Source organism: Labrys sp. F242, assembly GCF_057813875.1.
On record NZ_JBVASG010000001.1, the window covers coordinates 781,121 to 801,916 of the forward strand.

The 20,796-nt window shown below is 62.8% G+C and carries 15 protein-coding genes; 8 read left to right on the forward strand and 7 right to left on the reverse strand.

Annotation, left to right across the window (positions count from 1 at the left end):
* Position 1: 1 nt before the first annotated feature.
* The 4 genes from ACZYTC_RS03680 to ACZYTC_RS03695 all read left to right on the forward strand — a co-directional run bounded on the left by ACZYTC_RS03680 (position 2) and on the right by ACZYTC_RS03695 (position 5,800).
* Positions 2-847: a carbohydrate ABC transporter permease gene (locus ACZYTC_RS03680; protein WP_434957356.1), complete on the forward strand. Its 846-nt coding sequence runs from the start codon at positions 2-4 to the stop codon at positions 845-847.
* A 78-nt stretch (positions 848-925) separates the two neighbouring features.
* The gene (locus tag ACZYTC_RS03685; protein WP_434957355.1) at positions 926-2,248 is read left to right on the forward strand and encodes an extracellular solute-binding protein; all 1,323 of its coding nucleotides are present in this window, start codon (positions 926-928) and stop codon (positions 2,246-2,248) included.
* A gap of 96 nt (positions 2,249-2,344) precedes the next feature.
* The gene (gene arfA, locus ACZYTC_RS03690) at positions 2,345-3,856 is read left to right on the forward strand and encodes an arabinosylfuranosidase ArfA (protein ID WP_488988931.1); all 1,512 of its coding nucleotides are present in this window, start codon (positions 2,345-2,347) and stop codon (positions 3,854-3,856) included.
* A 360-nt stretch (positions 3,857-4,216) separates the two neighbouring features.
* A complete protein-coding gene (locus ACZYTC_RS03695) occupies positions 4,217-5,800 on the forward strand; it encodes a Na+/H+ antiporter (RefSeq protein ID WP_488988932.1) in 1,584 nt (527 codons plus the stop codon).
* A gap of 104 nt (positions 5,801-5,904) precedes the next feature.
* Here ACZYTC_RS03695 and scpA read toward each other — a convergent pair whose 3' ends face one another.
* The 3 genes from scpA to ACZYTC_RS03710 are packed head-to-tail and all read right to left on the reverse strand — an operon-like array spanning position 5,905 to position 9,818.
* On the reverse strand, positions 5,905-8,064 hold the full coding sequence (gene scpA, locus ACZYTC_RS03700; RefSeq protein WP_488988933.1) for a methylmalonyl-CoA mutase: 2,160 nt from the start codon (positions 8,062-8,064) through the stop codon (positions 5,905-5,907).
* Positions 8,061-9,422, reverse strand: coding sequence for a methylmalonyl-CoA mutase family protein (locus ACZYTC_RS03705; protein ID WP_488988934.1), 1,362 nt, complete (start codon positions 9,420-9,422; stop codon positions 8,061-8,063). Before ACZYTC_RS03705 ends, scpA begins: the two co-directional genes overlap by 4 nt.
* Before the next feature lie 3 nt (positions 9,423-9,425).
* Complete coding sequence (locus ACZYTC_RS03710; RefSeq protein WP_434957350.1) at positions 9,426-9,818, reverse strand: DUF2780 domain-containing protein; 393 nt, start codon at positions 9,816-9,818, stop codon at positions 9,426-9,428.
* Between the two features lie 201 nt (positions 9,819-10,019).
* Between ACZYTC_RS03710 and ACZYTC_RS03715 the strand changes: the two genes are divergently transcribed.
* The 4 genes from ACZYTC_RS03715 (at position 10,020) to ACZYTC_RS03730 (ending at position 14,807) form a co-directional block, all read left to right on the forward strand.
* Positions 10,020-11,522, forward strand: coding sequence for a helicase HerA-like domain-containing protein (locus ACZYTC_RS03715; RefSeq protein WP_488988935.1), 1,503 nt, complete (start codon positions 10,020-10,022; stop codon positions 11,520-11,522).
* A 193-nt stretch (positions 11,523-11,715) separates the two neighbouring features.
* Entirely contained in the window at positions 11,716-12,174 is a 459-nt protein-coding gene (locus ACZYTC_RS03720) for a response regulator (protein ID WP_434957348.1), read from the forward strand.
* A 135-nt stretch (positions 12,175-12,309) separates the two neighbouring features.
* On the forward strand, positions 12,310-13,695 hold the full coding sequence (locus ACZYTC_RS03725) for a M20/M25/M40 family metallo-hydrolase (protein WP_488988936.1): 1,386 nt from the start codon (positions 12,310-12,312) through the stop codon (positions 13,693-13,695).
* A gap of 71 nt (positions 13,696-13,766) precedes the next feature.
* On the forward strand, positions 13,767-14,807 hold the full coding sequence (locus ACZYTC_RS03730) for a zinc-dependent alcohol dehydrogenase family protein (protein WP_441772052.1): 1,041 nt from the start codon (positions 13,767-13,769) through the stop codon (positions 14,805-14,807).
* Here the strand turns inward: ACZYTC_RS03730 and murJ are convergent.
* From murJ to msrB, 4 genes are all read right to left on the reverse strand, one after another.
* The gene (gene murJ / locus ACZYTC_RS03735; RefSeq protein ID WP_488988937.1) at positions 14,785-16,314 is read right to left on the reverse strand and encodes a murein biosynthesis integral membrane protein MurJ; all 1,530 of its coding nucleotides are present in this window, start codon (positions 16,312-16,314) and stop codon (positions 14,785-14,787) included. The two genes, ACZYTC_RS03730 and murJ, sit on opposite strands and share 23 nt — an antisense overlap.
* 699 nt (positions 16,315-17,013) lie before the next feature.
* A complete protein-coding gene (locus ACZYTC_RS03740) occupies positions 17,014-17,613 on the reverse strand; it encodes a superoxide dismutase (RefSeq protein WP_434957344.1) in 600 nt (199 codons plus the stop codon).
* Between the two features lie 314 nt (positions 17,614-17,927).
* Positions 17,928-20,063, reverse strand: a complete 2,136-nt coding sequence (locus ACZYTC_RS03745) for a S9 family peptidase (RefSeq protein WP_488988938.1) — start codon at positions 20,061-20,063, stop codon at positions 17,928-17,930.
* A 1-nt stretch (position 20,064) separates the two neighbouring features.
* Complete coding sequence (gene msrB, locus ACZYTC_RS03750) at positions 20,065-20,472, reverse strand: peptide-methionine (R)-S-oxide reductase MsrB (RefSeq protein WP_434957342.1); 408 nt, start codon at positions 20,470-20,472, stop codon at positions 20,065-20,067.
* Positions 20,473-20,796 lie beyond the last annotated feature (324 nt).

Below are 20,796 nucleotides of genomic sequence, written 5' to 3' on the forward strand. Positions count from 1 at the left end.
CATGGCGAGCGCGCAGCAATTCGTCGGCCGCACCGCTGGAGACAGGGTGATCCTGGCTTGTGTCCTGCTCCTGGCTTTCGCCTGGTTGGTTCCTGTCGCCTGGGTGATCGTGCTCTCGTTCAAGCCCAATGCGGAGCTGATGCTCTCGACCGCCACGGTCCTGCATCCGCCCTACACGTTGAAGAACTACACCGACATCCTCGCCTCCTCCGGCGTCTTCCGCTGGCTGCTCAACAGCATGATCGTGGCCGGCGGCATGACCATCGGCACTTTGGTGCTGTCGTCCCTGGCCGGCTACGGCTTCGCCCGCACCGAATTTCCGGGCCGTAACATCCTGTTCGTGCTGGTGCTGCTGGGTCTCGCCATTCCCGAGCAGGCGGTGATCATCGCGCGCCATCAGATGTTCACCGACTGGAAGATGCACAATGGCTATCCGGCACTGATCCTGCCGGGGCTCTCCCATGCCTTCGGCGTCTTCCTGATGACACAATATTTCAAGGCCATCCCACGCGACATCGACGAGGCGGCAATGCTCGACAACGCCTCGCGCTTCAAGATCTTCTGGAGGGTGGTGCTGCCGCTGACCATCCCGGCTCAGGCCACCCTCGGCATCTTCACCTTCCTGTCGGCCTGGAACGACTATCTGTGGCCGCTGATCTCGGCGACCAAGCCGGACATGTTCACCCTCACCGTCGGCATGGCCTCGACCCAGACCAATTTCGCCCAATCCGAGGGGCTCGGCTTCCTGATGGCGCAAGCCGTCTTCGCCGGGCTGCCCGTCTTCATCGTCTACCTGTTCTTCCAAAAATACATCGTCCGCGCCGTGGCCGGCGCCGCGATCCGCTGAACCCGACGAGATCTCCTGGTTCCGCGTCCCGGCCGCGCGCTCGACCTTGAACAAAATCGGCCGAAACGGAGGAAATGCATGATCGGTTTGAAACGATTGCTCTATGCCGGGGCCCTCTTGCTGCTGTCGTCGCAGGCCGGCCTCGCCCAGGACAAGACCGAGATCTCGGTGTCACGCTTCTTCGGTGCCTGCGAAGCCGACTATGGCGCGGTGACGGATGTTGCCAAGGCCAATGGTGAGTGCGGCATCATCACGGCGTTGATCAACAAGTTCAATGCCGAGAGCAAGGCTACCCGCGTCAAGGTCGATATCGTCGAATGGCCCGGTTACGACCAGCTTACTGCCCGCATCCGTTCCGGCGAGCCGCCGACCATCTCGGTCATGCATGAGGCCGTCATCAGCGACTATTCCTCGCGCGGCCTGCTGGAGCCCCTGGACGAGGGCTTGAAAACGGCAGGCGTCGATACCGGCGACTTCACCGACGCTGCCAAGGCCGGCGTCACCAAGGATGGCAAGACCTATGCCTTGCCATTCGATACCCATACCTGGCTCTGGCACATCAATCTGAACCTGTTCAAGCAGGCTGGGCTCGTCGATGCTGCCGGCAAGCCGATCCTGCCCAAGAATGGTGAGGAATTGCTGGCTCAGGCCAAGCAGTTCAAGGAGAAGACGGGCAAGCCTTATTTCGTCTGGACCATCGCCAATGAGCGAGCCTTCTTCACCCGGACCTTCGATACGCTGCTCTATCAACAGAATTCCGATTTCTTCGCCGACCCGACCAAGGTCAATTTCTCGACGCCTGAGGCCAAGAATGCCGCGACGCTGCTGAAGACGCTTTACCAGAACGGCGACACCACCAAGGGGCAGGACTATGCCGCCTCGGTCGCCAGCTTTGCGGCCGGCGATGCGGGCGTGTTCATCTGCGGTACCTGGCTGGTCGATACCTACGACCAGGAATCCAAGAAGAGTGGCGCTCCCTTGTCCGGTGGCTATGCGGTGGTGCCTTTCCCGCAGCTCTATCCCGGCAGCCCGCGCGTCTGGGCCGACGGGCATAGCTGGGTGGTCCTCAAGGCCGATCTCACCGATGCTCAGCGCAAATCGGCCTACGAGTTCCTGAAATTCCTGTGGGACAATGATTTCCAGTGGGCACGCACCGGCCATCTGCCCATCCGCAAATCCGTGGCCGGCAGCGCCGAGTTCAAAGCCCTGCCGCATCGGGCCGATCTTGCGCCGCTGACCAGCAATGGCGCCGCCCGCCCGGCGGCGGTGAAGCGCCAATTCGCGATCCAGGAGATCGAGAATGACGAGGTCACCGCCGGCGTGACCGGCGACAAGGAGATCGACGCCGCGCTCGCCGACGCGCAGTCCCGCATCAACGAATTGCTGGCGAACGCGAAGTAACGCCGCGTTTCGCCACATCCAGGACCCACGGCTCTCCTCCCGCCGTGGGTCCCTTTCCCGCCAAACATTTCCCAGGTTCAAAGGTCAGTTTACGCCATGCCGTCCGCCCGCCTGATCGTCGATCACGATTTCATCATCTCCGATCTCGACCGCCGCATTTTCGGTACGTTCGTCGAGCATATGGGACGGTGCGTCTACACCGGTATCTTCGAACCTGGCCATCCCACCGCGGATGACCAGGGTTTCCGCCAGGATGTCGCCGAGCTGACCCGCGAACTCGGCACCACCATCGTGCGCTATCCGGGTGGCAATTTCCTGTCCGGCTACAATTGGGAGGACGGCGTCGGCCCGGTCGAGCAGCGGCCGCGCCGGCTCGATCTCGCCTGGTTCTCGACCGAGACCAACGCCTTCGGCACCAACGAATTCGTCGACTGGTCCCGAAAGGTCGGGGTGGAGCCGATGTTCGGCGTCAATCTCGGCACCCGCGACCATGACGAGGCGCGGCGCTTCATCGAATATTGCAACCATCCGGGCGGTACCGAGCTGTCGGAACTGCGCAAGAGCCACGGCTATGACAAGCCGCACGACATCAAGTTCTGGTGCCTCGGCAACGAGATGGACGGCCCCTGGCAGATCGGCGCCAAGACAGCGGGCGAATATGGCCGCATCGCCCATGAGACCGCCAAGGTGATGCGCTGGGTCGATCCCTCGATCGAGCTGGCGGCCTGCGGTTCATCCAACCGCGACATGGCCACCTATGCCCGTTGGGAATACGAGGTTCTCGACCACTGCTTCGACTATGTCGACTTCATCTCCCTGCACACCTATTTCCAGAACCCGCATGACAGCACAGAGGAATTCCTCGGCAATATCGAGCTGCTGGAAGCCTTCATCCGCGAGGTGGTGGCGATTGCCGATGCCGTGGCCGCCACGCGCCGCTCGCCCAAGAGGATCATGCTTTCCCTCGACGAGTGGAACGTCTGGTACAAGGCGCGCACGCATGAGCATCTGCGCAAGCCCGGCTGGCCCGAGCACCCGGCGCTGATCGAGGAGGTCTACAACACCGAGGATGCGCTCCTGGTGGGCGGTGCGTTGATCACCCTGCTCAACAATGCCGACCGCGTGAAATGCGCCTGTATCGCCCAGCTCGTGAACATCATCGGCCCGATCATGACGGAGCCGGGCGGAGCGGCCTGGCGCCAGACCATCTTCCATCCCTTCGCGCTGACGGCGCGCCATGCCCATGGTCGCGTGCTGCGCTCGCTGATCTCTTCACCCTTCTATGCCGGCAAGACAGCGCCGGAAATTCCCTACCTCCATGCCTGCGTCACCGAGGACGAGGCGACCGGCCAGGTCACCATTTTCGCCCTGAACCGTCATCTCGGCGAGCCGATGGATCTCGAAGTCCTGCTGCGAGGCTTCGGCGGCAACCGCCAGGTGGTGGAGGCGCTGCAGATCCACCATCCCAACATGAAGGCTGTCAATACCAAGGACGCCCAGGACACCGTCGCACCGGCTCCAATCGAGAAGGTGAGCCTGGAGGGAGATCGCCTGCAGGCCAGGCTGATGCCGGGTTCCTGGAACGTGATCGTCACCGCTCCGCGCTGAGCGGGGAGGGGAGCGATATCGTCATCGGGCTGAACAAGGCGCGATTTCAGAATTGAGCGCGCCAATCCCTCCCCGTTTGCGGGGAGGGTGGCCCGAAGGGCCGGGTGGGGGAGAGTGGCGCCACAGAGCTTCTTATTGCTCGATTTGAACCACTCTCCCCCTTCCGTCGATGCTTCGCATCGCCACCTTCCCCGAAATCGGGGAAGGATTGGCGCGTCTCGCTCGTCCTGGCCGTGCTCGTCGGAATGAGAGGCAAAGATAGGAGCAGTCTCATCAACCCGGCATTTGTGCTGAAACGCCGGCTTTCATTTCTGACATGACGTTATAGGGTCTGGAAAAGCCAAATGGGGGCAAAGGCTGATGGACCCTATTCACCTGTTCGAACTGGTGATCGCGATGTTCCTGGCGATCATCGTCCTGCACTTTGCTGCGCACAAGCTGGGGCTGCCGCCATCCGTCGCGCTGCTTGCCGGAGGAGCATCGCTCGCCTTTCTGCCGGGCCTGCCCGCCATCGCGCTCGATCCCAACCTGGTGCTCGTCATCTTCCTGCCGCCACTCCTGATGGACGGGGCCTGGTTTATCGCGCTCGGGCGGTTGCGACGCCACATGATCGGCATTGCCTCGCTTGCGGTCGGGGCGGTGGTCTTCACCTGCGTCGTCGTGGCCGTGGTGACCCATCTCGTGTTCCCGTCCTTGCCCTGGGCGGCCTGCGCTGCACTGGGAGCGATCGTCTCGCCGCCCGACGCCGTCTCCGCTCGTGCCATTCTGCAGCGGGTGAAACTGCCTCGGCGCCTGCAGATCCTGCTCGAGGGCGAAAGCCTGTTCAACGATGCGAGCGGCCTGGTGCTTTTCCGCTTCGCCATCGCGGCCGGCGTTACGGGTGCCTTCAGCGCGGTGGACGCGGTCGGCGAGTTCTTCCTGTTGGCATTGGGAGGCGTTCTTATCGGCATTGCCGCCGGCGCGGCATGGGTGCTGCTCGCCCGCCGCCTCGGTGACGAATATCTGATCATCGCTGCCACGTGCCTGTTGTCCTGGTCGTCTTATCTGCTGGGTGAGATGTTCCATGTCTCCGGCGTCATCGCCACGGTCACCACGGGCCTGATTGCCGGCTGGTATCAGCACACCGTGTTTTCGGCCTCGGTACGCATGCGCGGCACCTCGTTCTGGTCCGTGATGATTTTCCTGATGGAGGCGGCGGTCTTCATCCTGATCGGTTTCACCCTGCGCGGTGTGGTGGAACGGGGCGGCGGTTTCGGCGTGGTGTTCGAAACGATGGCCGTGCCCATTCTCGTGATCCTGCTGGCGCTCACCCTGGCGCGATTTGCCTGGGTGTTCGGTTCGGATCTGGTGATCCGGCTTTGCGAGGTGTTGGGCGTCGATCGCTACAAGCCGCTTGGCATCCCCGGCGCCATCGTGCTGAGCTGGGCGGGTGTGAGGGGCGTCGTCACCTTGGCCCTGGCGTTGAGCGTGCCGGAAGGGTTCCCCGGTCGTGATTTCATCCTGGTGACGTCGTTCGCCGTCATCCTGGGAACGGTGCTCGTGCAGGGCACGACCCTCGGGCGCGTGATCGGCTGGGTGAAGCCGGTCGAGCCGGAGACGGAACGGGCGCGCCTTACCATGGCCCAGGCCGAATCCGCCATGGCGCAGAAGCAATTGGTCACCATCCAGCAGCTTGCCTATGACAGCGAGGGTACGCTCATTCATCCCCGGTTGCTGGAACGCTACCAGCGCCGGGCGACGATGATCGTCGATTATGCCGAGCGCACGGAAGACTTTACGCCGGGACTGCATGCCCATTTCGATGTCGTGCTGGCCGCGATCGCCACCGGGCGCAACGAACTCATACGTCTCCACCGCGCTGGCAAGATCGACAACGAGACGCTGCACGAACTGGAACGTGACCTCGACCTCGAAGAGTTGAGTGCGATTTCCGCAAAATCGTGACGGGCCAAATCCTGCTGCGGCCTCGGCAGGTTGGGCCCGCGGGCGGGCTTGGGCGGTTGTGAGCCGTCGACCTGCACGGGGCACTCGGTCCTTTCGGGCCGAACCTACCGGCCATCGCGCGGTTTGTTATGGTGACGATGGCGCAGTTGGCTCAGCAATTCGTCGAGCAAGCTGCTGGCGGCTTCGGTGATGACCGTGCCAGGTGGGAAGATTGCCTGGGCACCCGCCGCATAGAGGGCCTCGAAATCATGTTCGGGTACCACGCCGCCCACCACGATCATGATATCCGGCCGGCCCTCGGCCACCAGAGCCTTGCGCAAAGCCGGAACCAGCGTGAGATGCCCGGCGGTAAGGGAGGAGACGCCGACGATATGGACGTCGCTGTCGGCAGCCTGCCTGGCGACTTCCTCAGGCGTGGCGAAGAGGGCCCCGATATCGACCTCGAAACCGAGATCGCCGAAAGCCGAGGCGATCACCTTCTGGCCGCGGTCGTGCCCGTCCTGCCCCATCTTGGCGACCAGGATCCTGGGCGGGCGGCCTTCTTCCTCGCGGAAGACCGCAGTCTTCTGCTGCACCTTCTCGATGCCGCCACCACTCATCGCCGCCTTGTAGACGCCGGAGGTGGCGCGGATCTCAGCCTTATGGCGGCTGAACACTTTTTCGAGTGCCGAGGAGATCTCGCCGACGGTCGCCCTGGCCCGGGCCGCATCGACCGCAAGCGCGAGGAGGTTGGCATCGCCTTCCGCGCCCTTGCTCAGGGCGTCCAGGGCCTGCTCCAAGGCCGCCGGATCGCGCTCGGCCTTCAACTGCTCGAGCTTGGCGATCTGAGCTGTTCGCACGGCTGAGTTGTCGACCTTGAGCAGTTCGATCGCCGGTTCCGACTGCGGCTTGTAGACGTTGACGCCGATCACGGCCTGCTCGCCGGCGTCGATGCGGGCCTGGGTCCGGCTGGCGGCTTCCTCGATGCGCAACTTGGGCAGGCCGGCTTCGATCGCCTTGGCCATGCCGCCCATGGCCTCTACCTCCTCGATATGCTGCCAGGCCTTGGCGGCGAGGTCGGCGGTGAGGTTCTCGATGGCGTGGGAACCACCCCAGGGATCAATCAGCCGCGTGGTGCCGCTCTCCTGCTGCAGCACGAGTTGGGTATTGCGGGCGATGCGGGCCGAGAAATCCGTCGGCAGCGCCAGGGCCTCGTCGAGGGCATTGGTATGCAGGGACTGGGTGCCGCCCTGCGTGGCCGCCATCGCCTCGATCAGGGTGCGGGTGACGTTATTGTAGACATCCTGCGCCGTCAGCGACCAGCCGGAGGTCTGGCAATGCGTGCGCAAGGCGAGGGATTTCCGGGACTTCGGATTGAACTGCTGCACCAGGCGCGTCCACAGCAACCGGGCGGCACGGAGCTTGGCCACCTCCATGTAGAAGTTCATGCCGATGGCGAAGAAGAAGGACAGGCGCGGGGCGAAATGGTCGATGTCGAGTCCGGCCTTCAGCCCGGCCCTGATATATTCGACACCGTCGGCCAGGGTGTAGCCGAGCTCCAGGTCCTGTGTCGCGCCGGCTTCCTGCATGTGGTAGCCGGAGATCGAGATCGCGTTGAACTTCGGCATATTCTGCGCGGTATAGGCGATGATATCGCCGACGATGCGCATGGAGGGGCCGGGCGGGTAGATATAGGTGTTGCGGACCATGAACTCCTTCAGAATATCGTTCTGAATGGTCCCCGCCAGCTTGTCGGGCGAAACACCCTGTTCCTCGGCCGCGACGATATAGAGCGCCAAGATCGGCAGCACGGCGCCGTTCATGGTCATCGACACCGACATTTCGTTGAGCGGAATGCCCTGGAACAGAGTGCGCATGTCGATGATGGAATCGATCGCGACGCCGGCCATGCCGACATCGCCGGTCACGCGCGCATGGTCGGAATCATAGCCGCGATGGGTGGCGAGATCGAAGGCGATCGAGAGGCCCTTCTGGCCCGCAGCGAGGTTGCGGCGATAGAAGGCGTTGGATTCCTCGGCGGTGGAGAAGCCGGCATATTGGCGGATGGTCCAGGGCTGCTGGACATACATGGTCGGATAGGGACCACGCAGGAAAGGTGCCAGGCCCGGCCAGGACTCGACCGCCTGCAGCCCGATGAGGTCGCTCTCTCCGTGCACGGCCCTGATGTCGATGCCCTCGGGCGTCTGCCAGACTTCGCCGGTGAGAAGCGGTCCTGGCGCAGGGCGACGGAAAGCGAGCGTCGAGAAATCGGGGATGCGACTCATAAGGTGCCTCCTGCCGTGCTCTCCGCCGTGACCTCGAAGGGCATGGCATCGCGCTGGCGGTTCAAGGCCGGGGCAGGCGGTGTGGCTGGATCGGGAGACGGTCGCAACACGGGAATGGCGGGTTCTTCGGCCAAGGTATATTTGCTGGCGCCGATGATGGTGCTGATCGGGGGACGTAGCCTCTCGATCTCCTCCTGCAGCCAGCCCGACTGGATCACATTGATGATGCCGCCCTGGTGTTCGATGGCCTGGAACTGGGACCAGCCGGCCTCGCACAGCGCCTGTGTCAGCGCTTCCAGCCCGCCGGAACCGGCGGCCGGATCGGCGATGCGGTGCAGATTGGCTTCGCTGATGAGGACGTGCTGGCAATTGCGGGCGATGCGCCGCGTGTGCGCATCGGCCAGGCCGTTTGCGGCCGTGTAGGGCAGGGTGGAGATGCTGTCCGCACCGCCGAGCCCAGCGGCCGCCGTGGCCAGCCCGTTGCGCAGCATGTTGGTGGCCGGATCACGCCGGCTCAGCATGCGCCAGGCGGTTTCCGCGTGGATATGGATGGGGTTTGGAGCGAGGTCGCAGGCTTCCTCGATCTGCTGCCAGAGCAAACGCAAGGCCCGAAGCTTGGCGATGGTGGTGAAGGCTTCCTGGTCGGCAGCAATGGTAAAGCCGATGCAGTGACGTGCTTCTTCGAGGCGTAGCCCGGTCGCTTCCAGCACGCGCAGATAGGACAGGGCCGAACTCAGCAAGCTGGCGAGCTCGAGCCCCGGGGTTGCGCCCGCCTCATGGAAGGGTCGGCCATCGGCTGTCAGCACCGTGCCGCCCTGCCGATGATTGGCGAGAACCGAAGCGGTGGAAGGCCATGCCGTCGGCAAGGTGCCTGTGGTCGCGAGCAGGCCGATCGGATCGTAGCCGTAATGGACGGTGCCACCTTCGATTTCGCTGAGCCAGCGCGCAATCTCGAGCATTTGCGGGCCGGCTTCGATGCGAATCTCGATTGCATTGCGCAGGACGCCCGCCAGCAGGCCGTCCAAGGCGTTCATGGCATTGACCGCGACGCCGAAGCCGCGCGCGAACGGACTATGGGCTGTCACCAGCACGATCCCGCCGGCGCCACCTTCCAGATCCTCGAGAAGCTGGGTGTTGGCTGCAGCGACGTCCGGATGGTCGGCTCGCTGAACCACGGTCCAGGGTGCAGCCGGCGGCCGCCCGGGAATGGGCAGGGCGCCGGCCATGCGGGCATAGAGGGGCTGCAGGCGTGCGCCGTCTGGCAGCAGGCTCGTCAGTCTGTCCTCGAAGGAGGCTCCCTTGAGCACACCGGCGACGGCTTCGCGCCAACGGGCCTCGTCCGCACCCGCCTCTGCCATGGTTCAGACGAACTGCCCGAGTTCGGGAATCTCAGCGACGATCTTGCCGACCACTTCGGGGCCGGCTTCCTTCTCGGCATAGGCGAAGAGTTCCTTGCCGATTGTCTGGATCTGGTTGAGGTCGAGGCCGAGGGCCATCAGCTGGCCGCCGAGGCCGGCGATGCCGCCACCAACATGGCCGACCATGCCGGCCAGCATGCCCATGAAACCGCCGCTCTGGGCGTTCATGGCCTCGTTGGTGACTTCACGCGCGCCACGGATCGAATCGACCAGCTTCGATACCGCGTCGGCAGGTCCTTCCCGCTCCAGGAAGGCAAGCACGGCGCCGATAGCCTGCGTCGCAACTTCGGGGCTCACGCCAATTTTAGCACCCAGTTGGGCGACCAGCTCTTCCATCTTTCTTCTCCCTGACGTGACGCGGATGCCACCAAGGATTCACGATAGGCAAACCGCTCTTCTCTGTTTCGCATTTTGCCATGGAGATCAAGGCCGTGGCTTTAAATACTTGTAACACTTCCTCAAGCCGTTGCCCGTAGCGATATGTGGCGTGGGCGGGTATGGTTCGCCTCGCGATTTGACCGTTCAGGACAGGAAGAGATGACCGATCAGAGCCGGATTTTCGTTGCCAAGAGCGCAGAGCCCCAATATCTCGCGCTGGCCTTCGGCAACCGCCATGGGTTGATCACCGGGGCGACAGGAACCGGCAAGACGGTGACCCTGCAGGTTCTGGCCGAAGGGTTTTCGGCACGCGGCGTGCCCGTCTTCGCCGCCGACATCAAGGGGGACCTGTCCGGCGTGTCCCAGCGCGGCGAAGCCAAGGACTTCATCGTCAAACGCGCCGCCGATGTCGGCGTCACCTATGAGCCCGACCAGTTTCCCGTACAGTTCTGGGACGTCTTCGGTGAGCAGGGCATGCCGATCCGCGCGACCGTCTCCGATGTCGGGCCGCTCCTGCTCGCCCGGATGCTGCAACTCAACGACGTCCAGGAGGGGGTGCTCAACGCCGCCTTCAAGCTTGCCGACGACCAGGGCTTGCTGCTGCTCGATCTCAAGGATCTTCAGGCGCTGCTGGCTGATATGGCCGACAGGGCGGCCGAACTGATCAAGACCTATGGCAATGTCTCCAAGACGACGGTGGGAGCGATCCAGCGTCAGCTTCTGGCATTGGAGCAACAGGGAGGCGATAAATTCTTCGGCGAGCCTGCTCTGTCGCTCGCCGATATCGGCCTGCTCGATGCCAGGGGACGTGGCACCATCAACATCCTGGCGGCCGACAAGTTGATGATGGCGCCCCAGCTCTACGCCACCTTCCTGCTTTGGCTCTTGTCCGAACTCTTCGAGCAATTGCCCGAGGTCGGTGATCTCGACAAGCCCAAGCTGGTGTTCTTCTTCGACGAAGCGCATCTCCTGTTCACCGATGCGCCGCCGGCGCTGCTGCAGAAGATCGAGCAGGTCGTGCGCCTGATCCGCTCCAAGGGCATCGGCATCTATTTCGTCACCCAAAATCCGCTCGATGTGCCCGACACCGTGCTCGGCCAGCTCGGCAATCGCGTGCAGCATGCCCTGCGCGCCTTCACACCGCGTGATCAGAAGGCGGTCAAGGCCGCCGCGGAGACCTTCCGCCCCAATCCCGACCTCGATACCGCCAAGGTCATCTCGGAGCTCGGCAAGGGCGAGGCCCTCGTGTCCTTCCTCGAAGGCAATGGCGTGCCATCGATCGTGCAGCGGGCCCTCATCCTGCCTCCGGCGGCACGGGTGGGCGCCATCTCGCCAGCCGAACGCCAGGCGATCCAGCAGGCCTCTTCGCTGCGCGGCAAATATGAAACCGTGGTCGATCGCGAATCCGCCTTCGAAATGCTGCAGCGTCGCGTGACCGAGGAGGCTGCGCCTGCCGAGCCGGCGGAGGAGGGGGGCGGTTTTCTCGGCAGCGTCTTGGGAAGCGTGTTCGGTTCGGGTAGTGGTGGCGGGCGCTCGTCCGGTCGTATGACGACGTCGCAGGCTGTGGTCCGCTCCGTCACGCGCACCATCGCTACCACGGCCGGTCGTGAGATTACCCAGGCGATTCTTAGGGGCGTTCTTGGCGGGCGTTCGCGGCGCTAGGGCCTGTCGTCGCAACGTCATAGCTGAAGAGTCAGTATATAAGTACTACCGGTACACCGTTATTCGGGTCGCCTACGTCAAATTTCCCGTATTGCATTCCTAGCCTTCCTGGTGAGGTATTGGATCAGCATATACGTTTGGGTACCCTTGGCGTATGAGCTTTTGAAGCGCGATTGCTGGAGGCTCTTGGGCGATGGATGGCGCATCTATACTGAATGATCGTTCGAATAGAAAAGTAATACAATCTGCTGATGTTTTGGTGGTCAATCCAAACCAGGAGGTTGCCGAGTTTTGGCGTGAGAACCTCCTGGATTTCGGTATGACCAAAGTCAGACTTGCTTCGGGCATCGTGGATGCTTTGGAGATGGCGCGCCGGGATCCGCCACTGGGTGTGGTGATCGCACTGCCGGTGCTTGCCGATGCCTTTGCGTTGTTGGGGGCACTCAGCCAGGATGAAGGGGGCGAGTTGCGCGAAGTGCCGATTCTGCTGATCGCAAACCAGCCCAACCGTTCCGCGCTTCTTACCGCCACTCAGGCTGGTTTCGATGCCGTGCTGACCGAGCCGGTGTCGCCGCGGCAGATCTATCGGCGGGTGGGATCGATGATTCAGCGTACGCGGCTCACCGCTCGGATGCGGAGCCTTGCGAGCTGACCATGCGGTTGCCCTCCCCTTACGAGGGGAGGGCAAAGTTATAGGCCGAAAACGACGTTGAGAGGCAAGTCGGCCCTACCCAGAGTGGGCAAGGCGCGCTAGCTTGGCGCTTTCTCACCCGCATCGTTAAGGCCCATGTCTGACATCAATAAAGCGCTCGATGCTGCCGACAAGGCACTCGATGCCAGCCTCGACCGGCTGTTCGAATTTCTCCGCATCCCCTCGATCTCCGCCGACAGCGCCTATGCCGGCGATTGCCAGAAAGCTGCCGAATGGGCAGCCGCGGTGCTGAGGGACGTCGGCTTCGACGCCTCGCCTCGCAAGACGATCGGCCATCCCATGGTGGTGGGACATCGCCGCACCGGCAAGGCCGGCGTGCCGCATGTGCTGTTCTATGGCCATTATGACGTGCAGCCGCCGGATCCGCTCGATCTGTGGCACACCAAGCCGTTCGAGCCGGTACGCAAGCCCGGCCCGCATGGCGACATCATCGTCGCCAGGGGCGCTTCCGACGACAAGGGCCAGGTGATGACCTTCATCGAGGCCTGTCGCGCCTTGATCGAGACCGAGGGAGAACTGCCCGTCGACGTGACGGTCTTCCTGGAGGGCGAAGAAGAATCGTCCTCGCGCAGCCTCGTGCCGTTCCTCAAGGAGAATAGGGACGAGTTGAAGGCCGATTTCTGCCTGGTTTGCGATACCGACCTGTGGGACCGCGATACCCCTGCCATCACCACCATGCTGCGCGGCATGGTCTATGAGGAAGTCACCATCAAGGCGGCCAGCCGCGACCTGCATTCTGGCATGTATGGCGGTGCTGCCCAGAACCCTATCCGGGTGCTGTCGAAGATTCTGGCCGCCCTGCATGACGATAATGGCAGCGTCACCGTGCCGGGTTTCTATGACGGCGTGAAGGAATTGCCGGACGCGGTGAAGGCCGAGTGGGCTGCCCTCGATTTCGATGGCAAGGCCTATCTGGCCGAAGTCGGCCTGAAGGTGCCGGCGGGAGAGAAGGACCGGACGGTGCTCGAGCAGATCACCGTGCGTCCGACCTGTGACGTCAACGGCATCAGTGGCGGCTATGAGGGCGAGGGCGCCAAGACGGTGATCGCGGCGCAGGCTTTCGCCAAGGTGTCGTTCCGCCTCGTGGCGGGCCAGGAACCCGAAAAGGTGCAGGCTGCCTTCCGCAAGTTCGTGACCGATCGCCTGCCGGCGGACTGCAAGGCCGAATTCCAGTCGCATGGCATGGGACCGGCGATCGCCGTACCGACGGACAGCGAACCGCTGGCCAAGGCGCGTGCGGCACTGGCGGAAGAATGGGGCCGCACGGCGCCGATGATCGGGTCGGGCGGGTCGATCCCGGTGGTCGGCGACATGCAGCGCATCCTCGGCATCGATTCGCTCCTGATCGGCTTTGCCCTGGAGGACGACCAGATCCACTCGCCGAACGAGAAATACGACGTGCGCAGCTTCCACAAGGGCATTCGCTCCTGGGTGCGCATTCTCGACGCACTCGCCAAATAAGGGTCATCTTGATCAGGGCCGGCCCGAGGCCGGCCCTGTCGCCCTTTCGCGACATGTGATGCGGGTCGATCATGAAAGCCGTCGTCTTCGAACAATTCGGGCAGCCGCCGAGAGTACAGACCGTGCCCGATCCGACCCCGGCGCCGGAAGGCGTCGTCGTCAAGGTCGAGGCTAGCGGCCTGTGCCGCAGCGACTGGCATGGCTGGATGGGGCACGACCCCGATATCGTGTTGCCCCATGTGCCCGGCCATGAACTGGCGGGCACGATCGTGGCGGTGGGCAGCCGGGTCGGGCGCTGGCGCGCGGGGCAGCGCGTTACCGTGCCTTTCGTTGCGGGCTGTGGCCGTTGCCGCGAATGCGCCGGCGGCAACCAGCAGGTTTGCGAACAGCAGTTCCAGCCCGGCTTCACGGGCTGGGGGTCTTTCGCGGAATTCGTTGCGCTCGATTTCGCCGACGCCAATCTGGTCGAGCTGCCCGAAACCCTCGATTCGGCGACGGCGGCGAGCCTGGGCTGCCGCTTTGCCACTTCCTTCAGGGCGGTGGTCGACCAGGGCCGGGTCCGGCCAGGCGACTGGGTCGCCGTGCATGGCTGTGGCGGCGTCGGGTTGTCGGCGATCATGATCGCCAGCGCCGTCGGCGCCAATGTCGTGGCCATCGACCTGACCGAGGAAAAGCTGGATTTCGCCCGCCAACTAGGTGCGGTGGCGACGATCAATGCGGCGCAGACCAAAGATGTCGTAGCCGCGGTCCGCGATCTTACGGGAGGCGGCGCGCAAGTCTCTCTGGACGCGCTCGGCCATCCCGTCACCAGCGTCAATTCGATTGGTAATCTGCGTCGGCGCGGTCGTCACATTCAGGTCGGCCTGATGCTGGGCGACCATGCCAGGCCGGCCATTCCGATGGATCGGGTGATCGCCTATGAACTCGAGATCCTCGGCAGCCATGGCATGCAGGCTTTTCGCTACCAGGCGATGTTCGACATGATCGCCGCTGGCAAGTTGGCGCCTCAGAAGCTGGTCGGCAGCCGCATCGGCCTCGACGAGGCACCCGAAGCCCTGATGCGCATGGACCGCTTCGACGGCATCGGCATCAGCGTCGTAACGCGCTTTTGAAATTCATGCCCGCCGTACCGAAGGCGAAGTAGACCGTGGCGCCGTAGAAAGCGGCCCCGACGATGCCGACAAGCGCGAGGCTGACGATGTCGCCGACATGCGAAAGCCCGGCCAGGAGCGGCACCAGGCCTGTGGCCGCCGCATACATCGCCAAGCCGGCGGTAACGGTCGCCAGGGCGACGCAGGCCAGCATGGCATAGAGGCGGCGGTCGAGATGCATGAAGTGGCGGCGGCTAGCCAGGGCAGCCAGGATGCCGAGATTAACCCAGGCGCCGAGCGAGGTCGCCAGGGCAAGGCCCGCCTGCTGCAGCGGTCCCATCAGGATGATCTTCAGAAGGATGTTGACGCCGATGCCGGTGAGGGAGGCCCAGAGCGGCGTCGCCGTATCGCCGCGGGCGTAGAAGCTGGCCACGGCCGACCGGATCAGCACCACGGCCGGCAGGCCCGCGCCATAGGCGAGAAGGGCACTGGAGGCCGCCTCGGCATCGGCGGCCGTGAAAGCGCCGCGCATGAACAGCGCGCGCATGATCAGATCGGGAACGGCAAGAAAACCGGCGAGAAAAGGCGCGGCCAGCAGCCAGGTCAGGAAGATGGTGCGCCGTTGCGCGGCGTGCGCTTCCTCGACCTGTCCGGCCGCCAGAAGCCGGCTCATCTGCGGCAGGATCACCGTGCCGGCCGCGATGCCGATGATGCCGAGCGGCAATTGATTGATGCGATCGGCATAATAAAGCGCCGCCACCGCACCGGCCGACAGCAGCGAAGCGATGATGGTGTCGGCGAAGATGGCGATTTGCGTACCCATCGAGCCGATGGTGGCCGGCCCCAGCGCCTTGAAGAAGGCTTTCACCGGCGCGTCGAGCCGTATCGGCTCCGGCTTGGCAAGGACACGAGCCCGGTGCGCTGCCCACAGCATGAAGCCGAGCTGCAGAACACCGGAGACGGTGAGGCCCCAGGCCGCGGCGTGGGCGGTGGTCGGAAACCAGTGATGCGCGAGGAGGGTGGCGATCATCGCTACATTGAGCAGGATTGGCGCTGCCGCGGCGGCTGTGAAGCGCCCGACGGCATTGAGCACGCCACCATAGAGCGTGGCGAGGGTGATCAGGATGAGATAGGGAAAGGTGATGCGGGTGAGCGTGACGGCGAGATCGAAGCGTTCGCCCTCGAAGCCCGGCGCATTCAAGCCGACGAATTGAGGTGTGAAGATCAGCACCAATCCCAGCAGAATCACCTGCGAGATCAACAATATCGAGACGATCCGCCCCTGGAACAGCCGCGCGGCGTCGTCGCCGTCCTGCTGGTGGACCCTGGTGTAGGCCGGCACGAAGGAGGCGTTGAAGGCCCCTTCGCCGAAGATGGCGCGGAAATTATTCGGCAGGCGAAAGGCGACGATGAAGGCCTCCGCCGCGGGGCCGCTTCCCATCAGGGCGGCCATCATGGCGTCCCGGACAAAACCGGTCACGCGCGACACCATGGTCCAGGCGCCGATGGAAAGAATGTTCTTCAGCAAGGAGAGGGCCTATCGTGACAACCGCTCCGCCCTATACGCGGCTTTGAACGGCGGGAACAGGCACTATCGCCTTGAAAAGGTTGCTAGCGGGTGATGGCGGGATGGATTTTCGGTGGAGAAGCCACCGTGTGTGCCGAGTATGTTCCGAGATGGACGCTGGTTCGATCTCCCGTTTGTTTCGGCCTGACTTGTGATTCTCGCCAATTGCATCAAAGTGCAAAGGGCCCTGAAAAGAAAGAGGCCGCAGCTTGCGCTGCGGCCCAAGTCTAGGGAGGAAACGCCCAAGGAGGGCTATCAAACGGGGAACAAGTTCCGCGCCGTCTGATGAGGATTAGTTTAGTGTGCGCCGCACAATAAACAATTGCTGAGTTTGCATGGCTGCTAAGCGAGCCATGCGTGGCGATGGCAGGTGTCCCGATACCAAATTTTTGGAAAGCCAAACGATATCAGATGATTACTGGATACCCCCTAGATTTGGCATTCAGACTTTGTGCAAAAAATAGGGCAGGGCTGATCGCCGGATGAGGCCGGTTGGCAGCGAAATCTCCAAAAATACGAAAGGGCGGAGAAAACTCCGCCCTCGGATTCTCGACAGATCTGCCGGAAGACGCCTTGCGACCCGATGGATTGCCGGGAAGCGCAGCACGATCTCTGCCAGGGGCGGAGCGTCAATCGATCCGATTGGCGCTCCGGAACTGCTTACTTCACCGCTGCTTCATAGAGCTCGGCGACATATTCCCAGTTCACCAGGCTGTCGACGAAGGCTTTGAGATAATCGGGGCGGCGGTTGCGGTAGTCGATGTAATAGGAATGTTCCCAGACGTCGACGCCGAGGATCGGGGTGGCGCCATGTACCAGCGGGCTCTCGCCGTTCGGTGTCTTGGCGATGACGACCTTGCCGTCCTTGACGGCGAGCCAGGCCCAGCCAGAGCCGAACTGGGTGACGCCGGCCTGGATGAACTCTTCCTTGGCCTTGTCCACCGAGCCGAGGCCGTCGACGATGGCCTTTTCGAGATTGCCCGGGATCGCACCGCCGCCATTCGGCTTCAGCCACTTCCAGAAGTGTAGATGGTTGTAGTGCTGGCCGGCATTGTTGAACAGGCCGGCATTCTTGCCGAAGGACCCCTTGACGATGTCCTCGAGGCTCTTGCCTTCCCACTCCGTGCCCTTGAGCAGGTTGTTGCCATTGTTCACATAGGCAAGGTGATGCTTGTCGTGATGGAACTCCAGCGTTTCGCGCGACATATAGGGCGCGAGGGCATCATAGGAGTAGGTCAGTTCGGGAAGCGTGAAGGACATGGTGTTCCTCATGAAGTGGCATGATGGCGACGGGCATGGCTACAAAACGCAGCCCGCCCCTCTTGTGTTCCCAACGGTTGCCACGAGATCGAAGACCTCGCAGTCATCCGGGCGGGAGCCGAATGAATGGGTGGCGGTCACAAGCCCGCCGCCCGCCGGAGCGGACGGAAAGGCCGATGCACCGTCGGCGGGCAAACTTAAGCGGGATGGTCCTGGAAGGGAACAGATTTGGTAGAATGATTGGCATGATTTTATGCAAGCCTGTTCGAGCCCGCCCGGCCGGACAAAACTGTGCCTGCCGGGCGGGCGTCAAGTCATGCCGCGCCCATCGTCTGCAGGGCGAAGGCCTGGACCAGAGCCACTTCCTTCAGCCGTTCGAAACGCCCGGAAGCCCCGCCATGGCCTGAATCCATGTTCACCTTGAAGATCACCGGATTGCCGTGCGGGTTCTTCTCTCGCAGCCTTGCCACCCATTTGGCCGGTTCCCAATAGGTCACGCGCGGATCGGTCAGGCCGGCGAGCGCCAGAATCGGCGGATAGGGGCGTGCGGTCACGTTGTCGACCGGGCTGTAGGAGAGAATTGTGCGGAAAGCTGCCTCGTCTTCGATCGGATTGCCCCATTCGGGCCATTCCGGCGGAGTGAGGGGCAGGCTGTCGTCGAGCATGGTGGTAAGCACATCGACAAACGGCACTTCCGCTACGATGGCGCCGAACAGATCGGGGGCGAGATTGGCGATCGCCCCCATCAGCATGCCGCCGGCCGAACCGCCATGAGCGATGATTCTCTTGCGGGCCGTAAAACCGCGCTCGGCCAGATAACTGCCGGCCGCGACGAAATCCTGGAAGGTGTTCGGCTTCTTTGCGAGCTTGCCCTCGCGATACCAGCGCCAGCCTTTCTCCGTGCCGCCGCGGATATGAGCGATGGCATAGACGAAGCCGCGGTCGACCAGCGATAGGGCATTGGTGGAAAACTGGGCCGGCATGGACAGGCCATAGGCGCCATAACCGTAAAGTAGGAGCGGTGCCGAGCCATCCAGCGCCGTTTCCTTGCGATAGAGCAGGCTGATCGGCACGCTTTCGCCATCCGCCGTTGGGGCGAAGACCCGGCGCGTGACATAAAGCTGGGGATCGTGCCCGGACGGAACCTCCTGCCGTTTGCGCAGGATGCGTTCGCGCGAGCGCATGTCGTAGTCATAGGTCTCGGCCGGCGTGGTCATCGAGGAATAGACGAAGCGGATCTGGTCGGTCGTAAATTCCATGCCGCCGTCGAGTGACAGGGAATAGGCTTCCTCGGCAAAATCGATGGCGTGTTCCTCGCCACTCGACAAGGACCGGATCACGATGCGAGGCAGGCCGTCTTCACGTTCGAGCCGAACCAGCCAATCCGCCAGCAGCACGATATCGAGAATATAGCGGCCCGGCTTATGCGGGATGAGGTCGCGCCAGGACGTTTGGGCCGAAGTCGCTTGCGCCGAAGTCACCTGATCCGGCTTCGCCAGAGGCGCAGTCATGATACGAAAGTCCTCGGCGTCGTCGAGATTGGTCAGGATCAGCAACTGGTCCGTCCCGCCGGGCAGGGGGCGATGCTCGATCTCATATTGGACGCCTTCCTGACGCGCGGCGATCAGATGCACCGTGCCGTCGGCATCGTCGAGGCGGATGATCCGAACTTCCGAGGTTTCATGGTCGTGGATGTCGATGGTCGCCAGGCGGCGCGACTGGGTCTGCGACAGGCCGACGAACATGCCGGCATCGGCCTCTTCGTAGACCAGGCGGTCGGTGCCGGTCGGGGTTCCCAGACGATGCAGCCACACGCTAGAGGCACGATGGTTTTCGTCGAGCCGCACATAGTAGAAGCCAGATCCATCGGCGAGCCAGACAGCCTCACCCTCCGTATCGGGAGTATTGTCCGCCAGCATTACGTCTTTCGAAGTATCGAGCAGGCGTATCGTATGAAACTCCGAACCGTTCTCATCGCAACTCCAGGCGATCAGCCGGTGGTCGGGCGAAGGGGCAAAGCCGCCAAAGGCGAAGAAGCTCTTGCCCTTTGCCAGAGCGTCGCCGTCCAGCAGTATCGTTTCCTCGCCGCCATCGCGCGAACGCCGGCAGAACAGACGATGCTGTCCGCCCTGCCGAAAACGCGAATAGTAGTCGAACGGCCCGTCCGGCGAGGGTACCGAGGAATCGTCGGCCTTGATTCTCCCCTTGAGCTCTTCGAACAGCACGCTCCGCAAATGCTCGCCACCCGCAAGCTGGGCGTCGGCATAGCGATTTTCCTGCTCGAGATGGGCCTTGATGTCGGCGGGCAGCGTCGAACCGTCACGCAGCACTTCTTGCCAGTTGTCGGCCCGCAGCCAAGCATAGTCGTCCTGTAATGTAATACCGTGAACGATGCGCTTGCTTGGCCGTTTTTCGGCGATAGGCGGCAGAATAGGGGAAGAAATCGTCATCTCATGCCTTCTGGTCGGGCGTGAAATTCATGGAATGGCCATTGATGCAGTAGCGCAGGCCGGTGGGAGGCGGACCATCCGGGAAGACATGGCCGAGATGGGCATCACAAGCCGCGCAACGGATCTCGACGCGGCGCATGCCGTAGGATCTGTCCTCCAACTCGACTACCGCATTCGCATGCACGGGTTCGAAGTAACTCGGCCAGCCGCAGCCCGAGTCGAACTTGGTATCGGATCGGAACAATTCCTCGCCGCAGCAGACGCAGGAATAGGTGCCCTTTTCTTTGGAGTTCCAGAACGGCCCGGTAAAAGCACGCTCCGTGCCGCGCTCGCGGGTAATGTGGTATTGTTCTGGAGAAAGAAGCGTCCGCCATTCCGTGTCTGTTTTGTTAACTTTCTTGTTTGGCACAAGTGTCTCCCAATATTTTGCCGCAAAGGGATGCTATCGAAACGATAGACATACTTTGCGGCTGATTCGACGAGCCGAGCGTTTGAAGACTATTCAGTTCGTCGTAAATAGGGAGTGGGACGACAGTTCGCAATTCAGTGTCATGTTGAATTCGGAGGCAAGCTTGCAAATTTGCGTTTGCTGTTTGCCGGGATGGCAATTGTCGCAAGGGAAGTCGGTCTAACTCCGGAGCTTTCTCATCGGCGTCTGATTGGCGGCAGTCGCGGCGATGCTGCGTAATGCGCTGGTCATGTGCGCCTTTTTACAATTGCTGTCTGTGGTGAT

Bases quoted from the DNA above. Each gene is read 5' to 3' on its own strand.
- ACZYTC_RS03680 (WP_434957356.1), top strand. From the start codon at position 2: ATGGCGAGCGCGCAGCAATTCGTCGGCCGCACCGCTGGAGACAGGGTG.
- ACZYTC_RS03685 (WP_434957355.1), top strand. From the start codon at position 926: ATGATCGGTTTGAAACGATTGCTCTATGCCGGGGCCCTCTTGCTGCTG.
- arfA (WP_488988931.1), top strand. From the start codon at position 2,345: ATGCCGTCCGCCCGCCTGATCGTCGATCACGATTTCATCATCTCCGAT.
- ACZYTC_RS03695 (WP_488988932.1), top strand. From the start codon at position 4,217: ATGGACCCTATTCACCTGTTCGAACTGGTGATCGCGATGTTCCTGGCG.
- scpA (WP_488988933.1), bottom strand. From the start codon at position 8,064: ATGAGTCGCATCCCCGATTTCTCGACGCTCGCTTTCCGTCGCCCTGCG.
- ACZYTC_RS03705 (WP_488988934.1), bottom strand. From the start codon at position 9,422: ATGGCAGAGGCGGGTGCGGACGAGGCCCGTTGGCGCGAAGCCGTCGCC.
- ACZYTC_RS03710 (WP_434957350.1), bottom strand. From the start codon at position 9,818: ATGGAAGAGCTGGTCGCCCAACTGGGTGCTAAAATTGGCGTGAGCCCC.
- ACZYTC_RS03715 (WP_488988935.1), top strand. From the start codon at position 10,020: ATGACCGATCAGAGCCGGATTTTCGTTGCCAAGAGCGCAGAGCCCCAA.
- ACZYTC_RS03720 (WP_434957348.1), top strand. From the start codon at position 11,716: ATGGATGGCGCATCTATACTGAATGATCGTTCGAATAGAAAAGTAATA.
- ACZYTC_RS03725 (WP_488988936.1), top strand. From the start codon at position 12,310: ATGTCTGACATCAATAAAGCGCTCGATGCTGCCGACAAGGCACTCGAT.
- ACZYTC_RS03730 (WP_441772052.1), top strand. From the start codon at position 13,767: ATGAAAGCCGTCGTCTTCGAACAATTCGGGCAGCCGCCGAGAGTACAG.
- ACZYTC_RS03740 (WP_434957344.1), bottom strand. From the start codon at position 17,613: ATGTCCTTCACGCTTCCCGAACTGACCTACTCCTATGATGCCCTCGCG.
- ACZYTC_RS03745 (WP_488988938.1), bottom strand. From the start codon at position 20,063: ATGACGATTTCTTCCCCTATTCTGCCGCCTATCGCCGAAAAACGGCCA.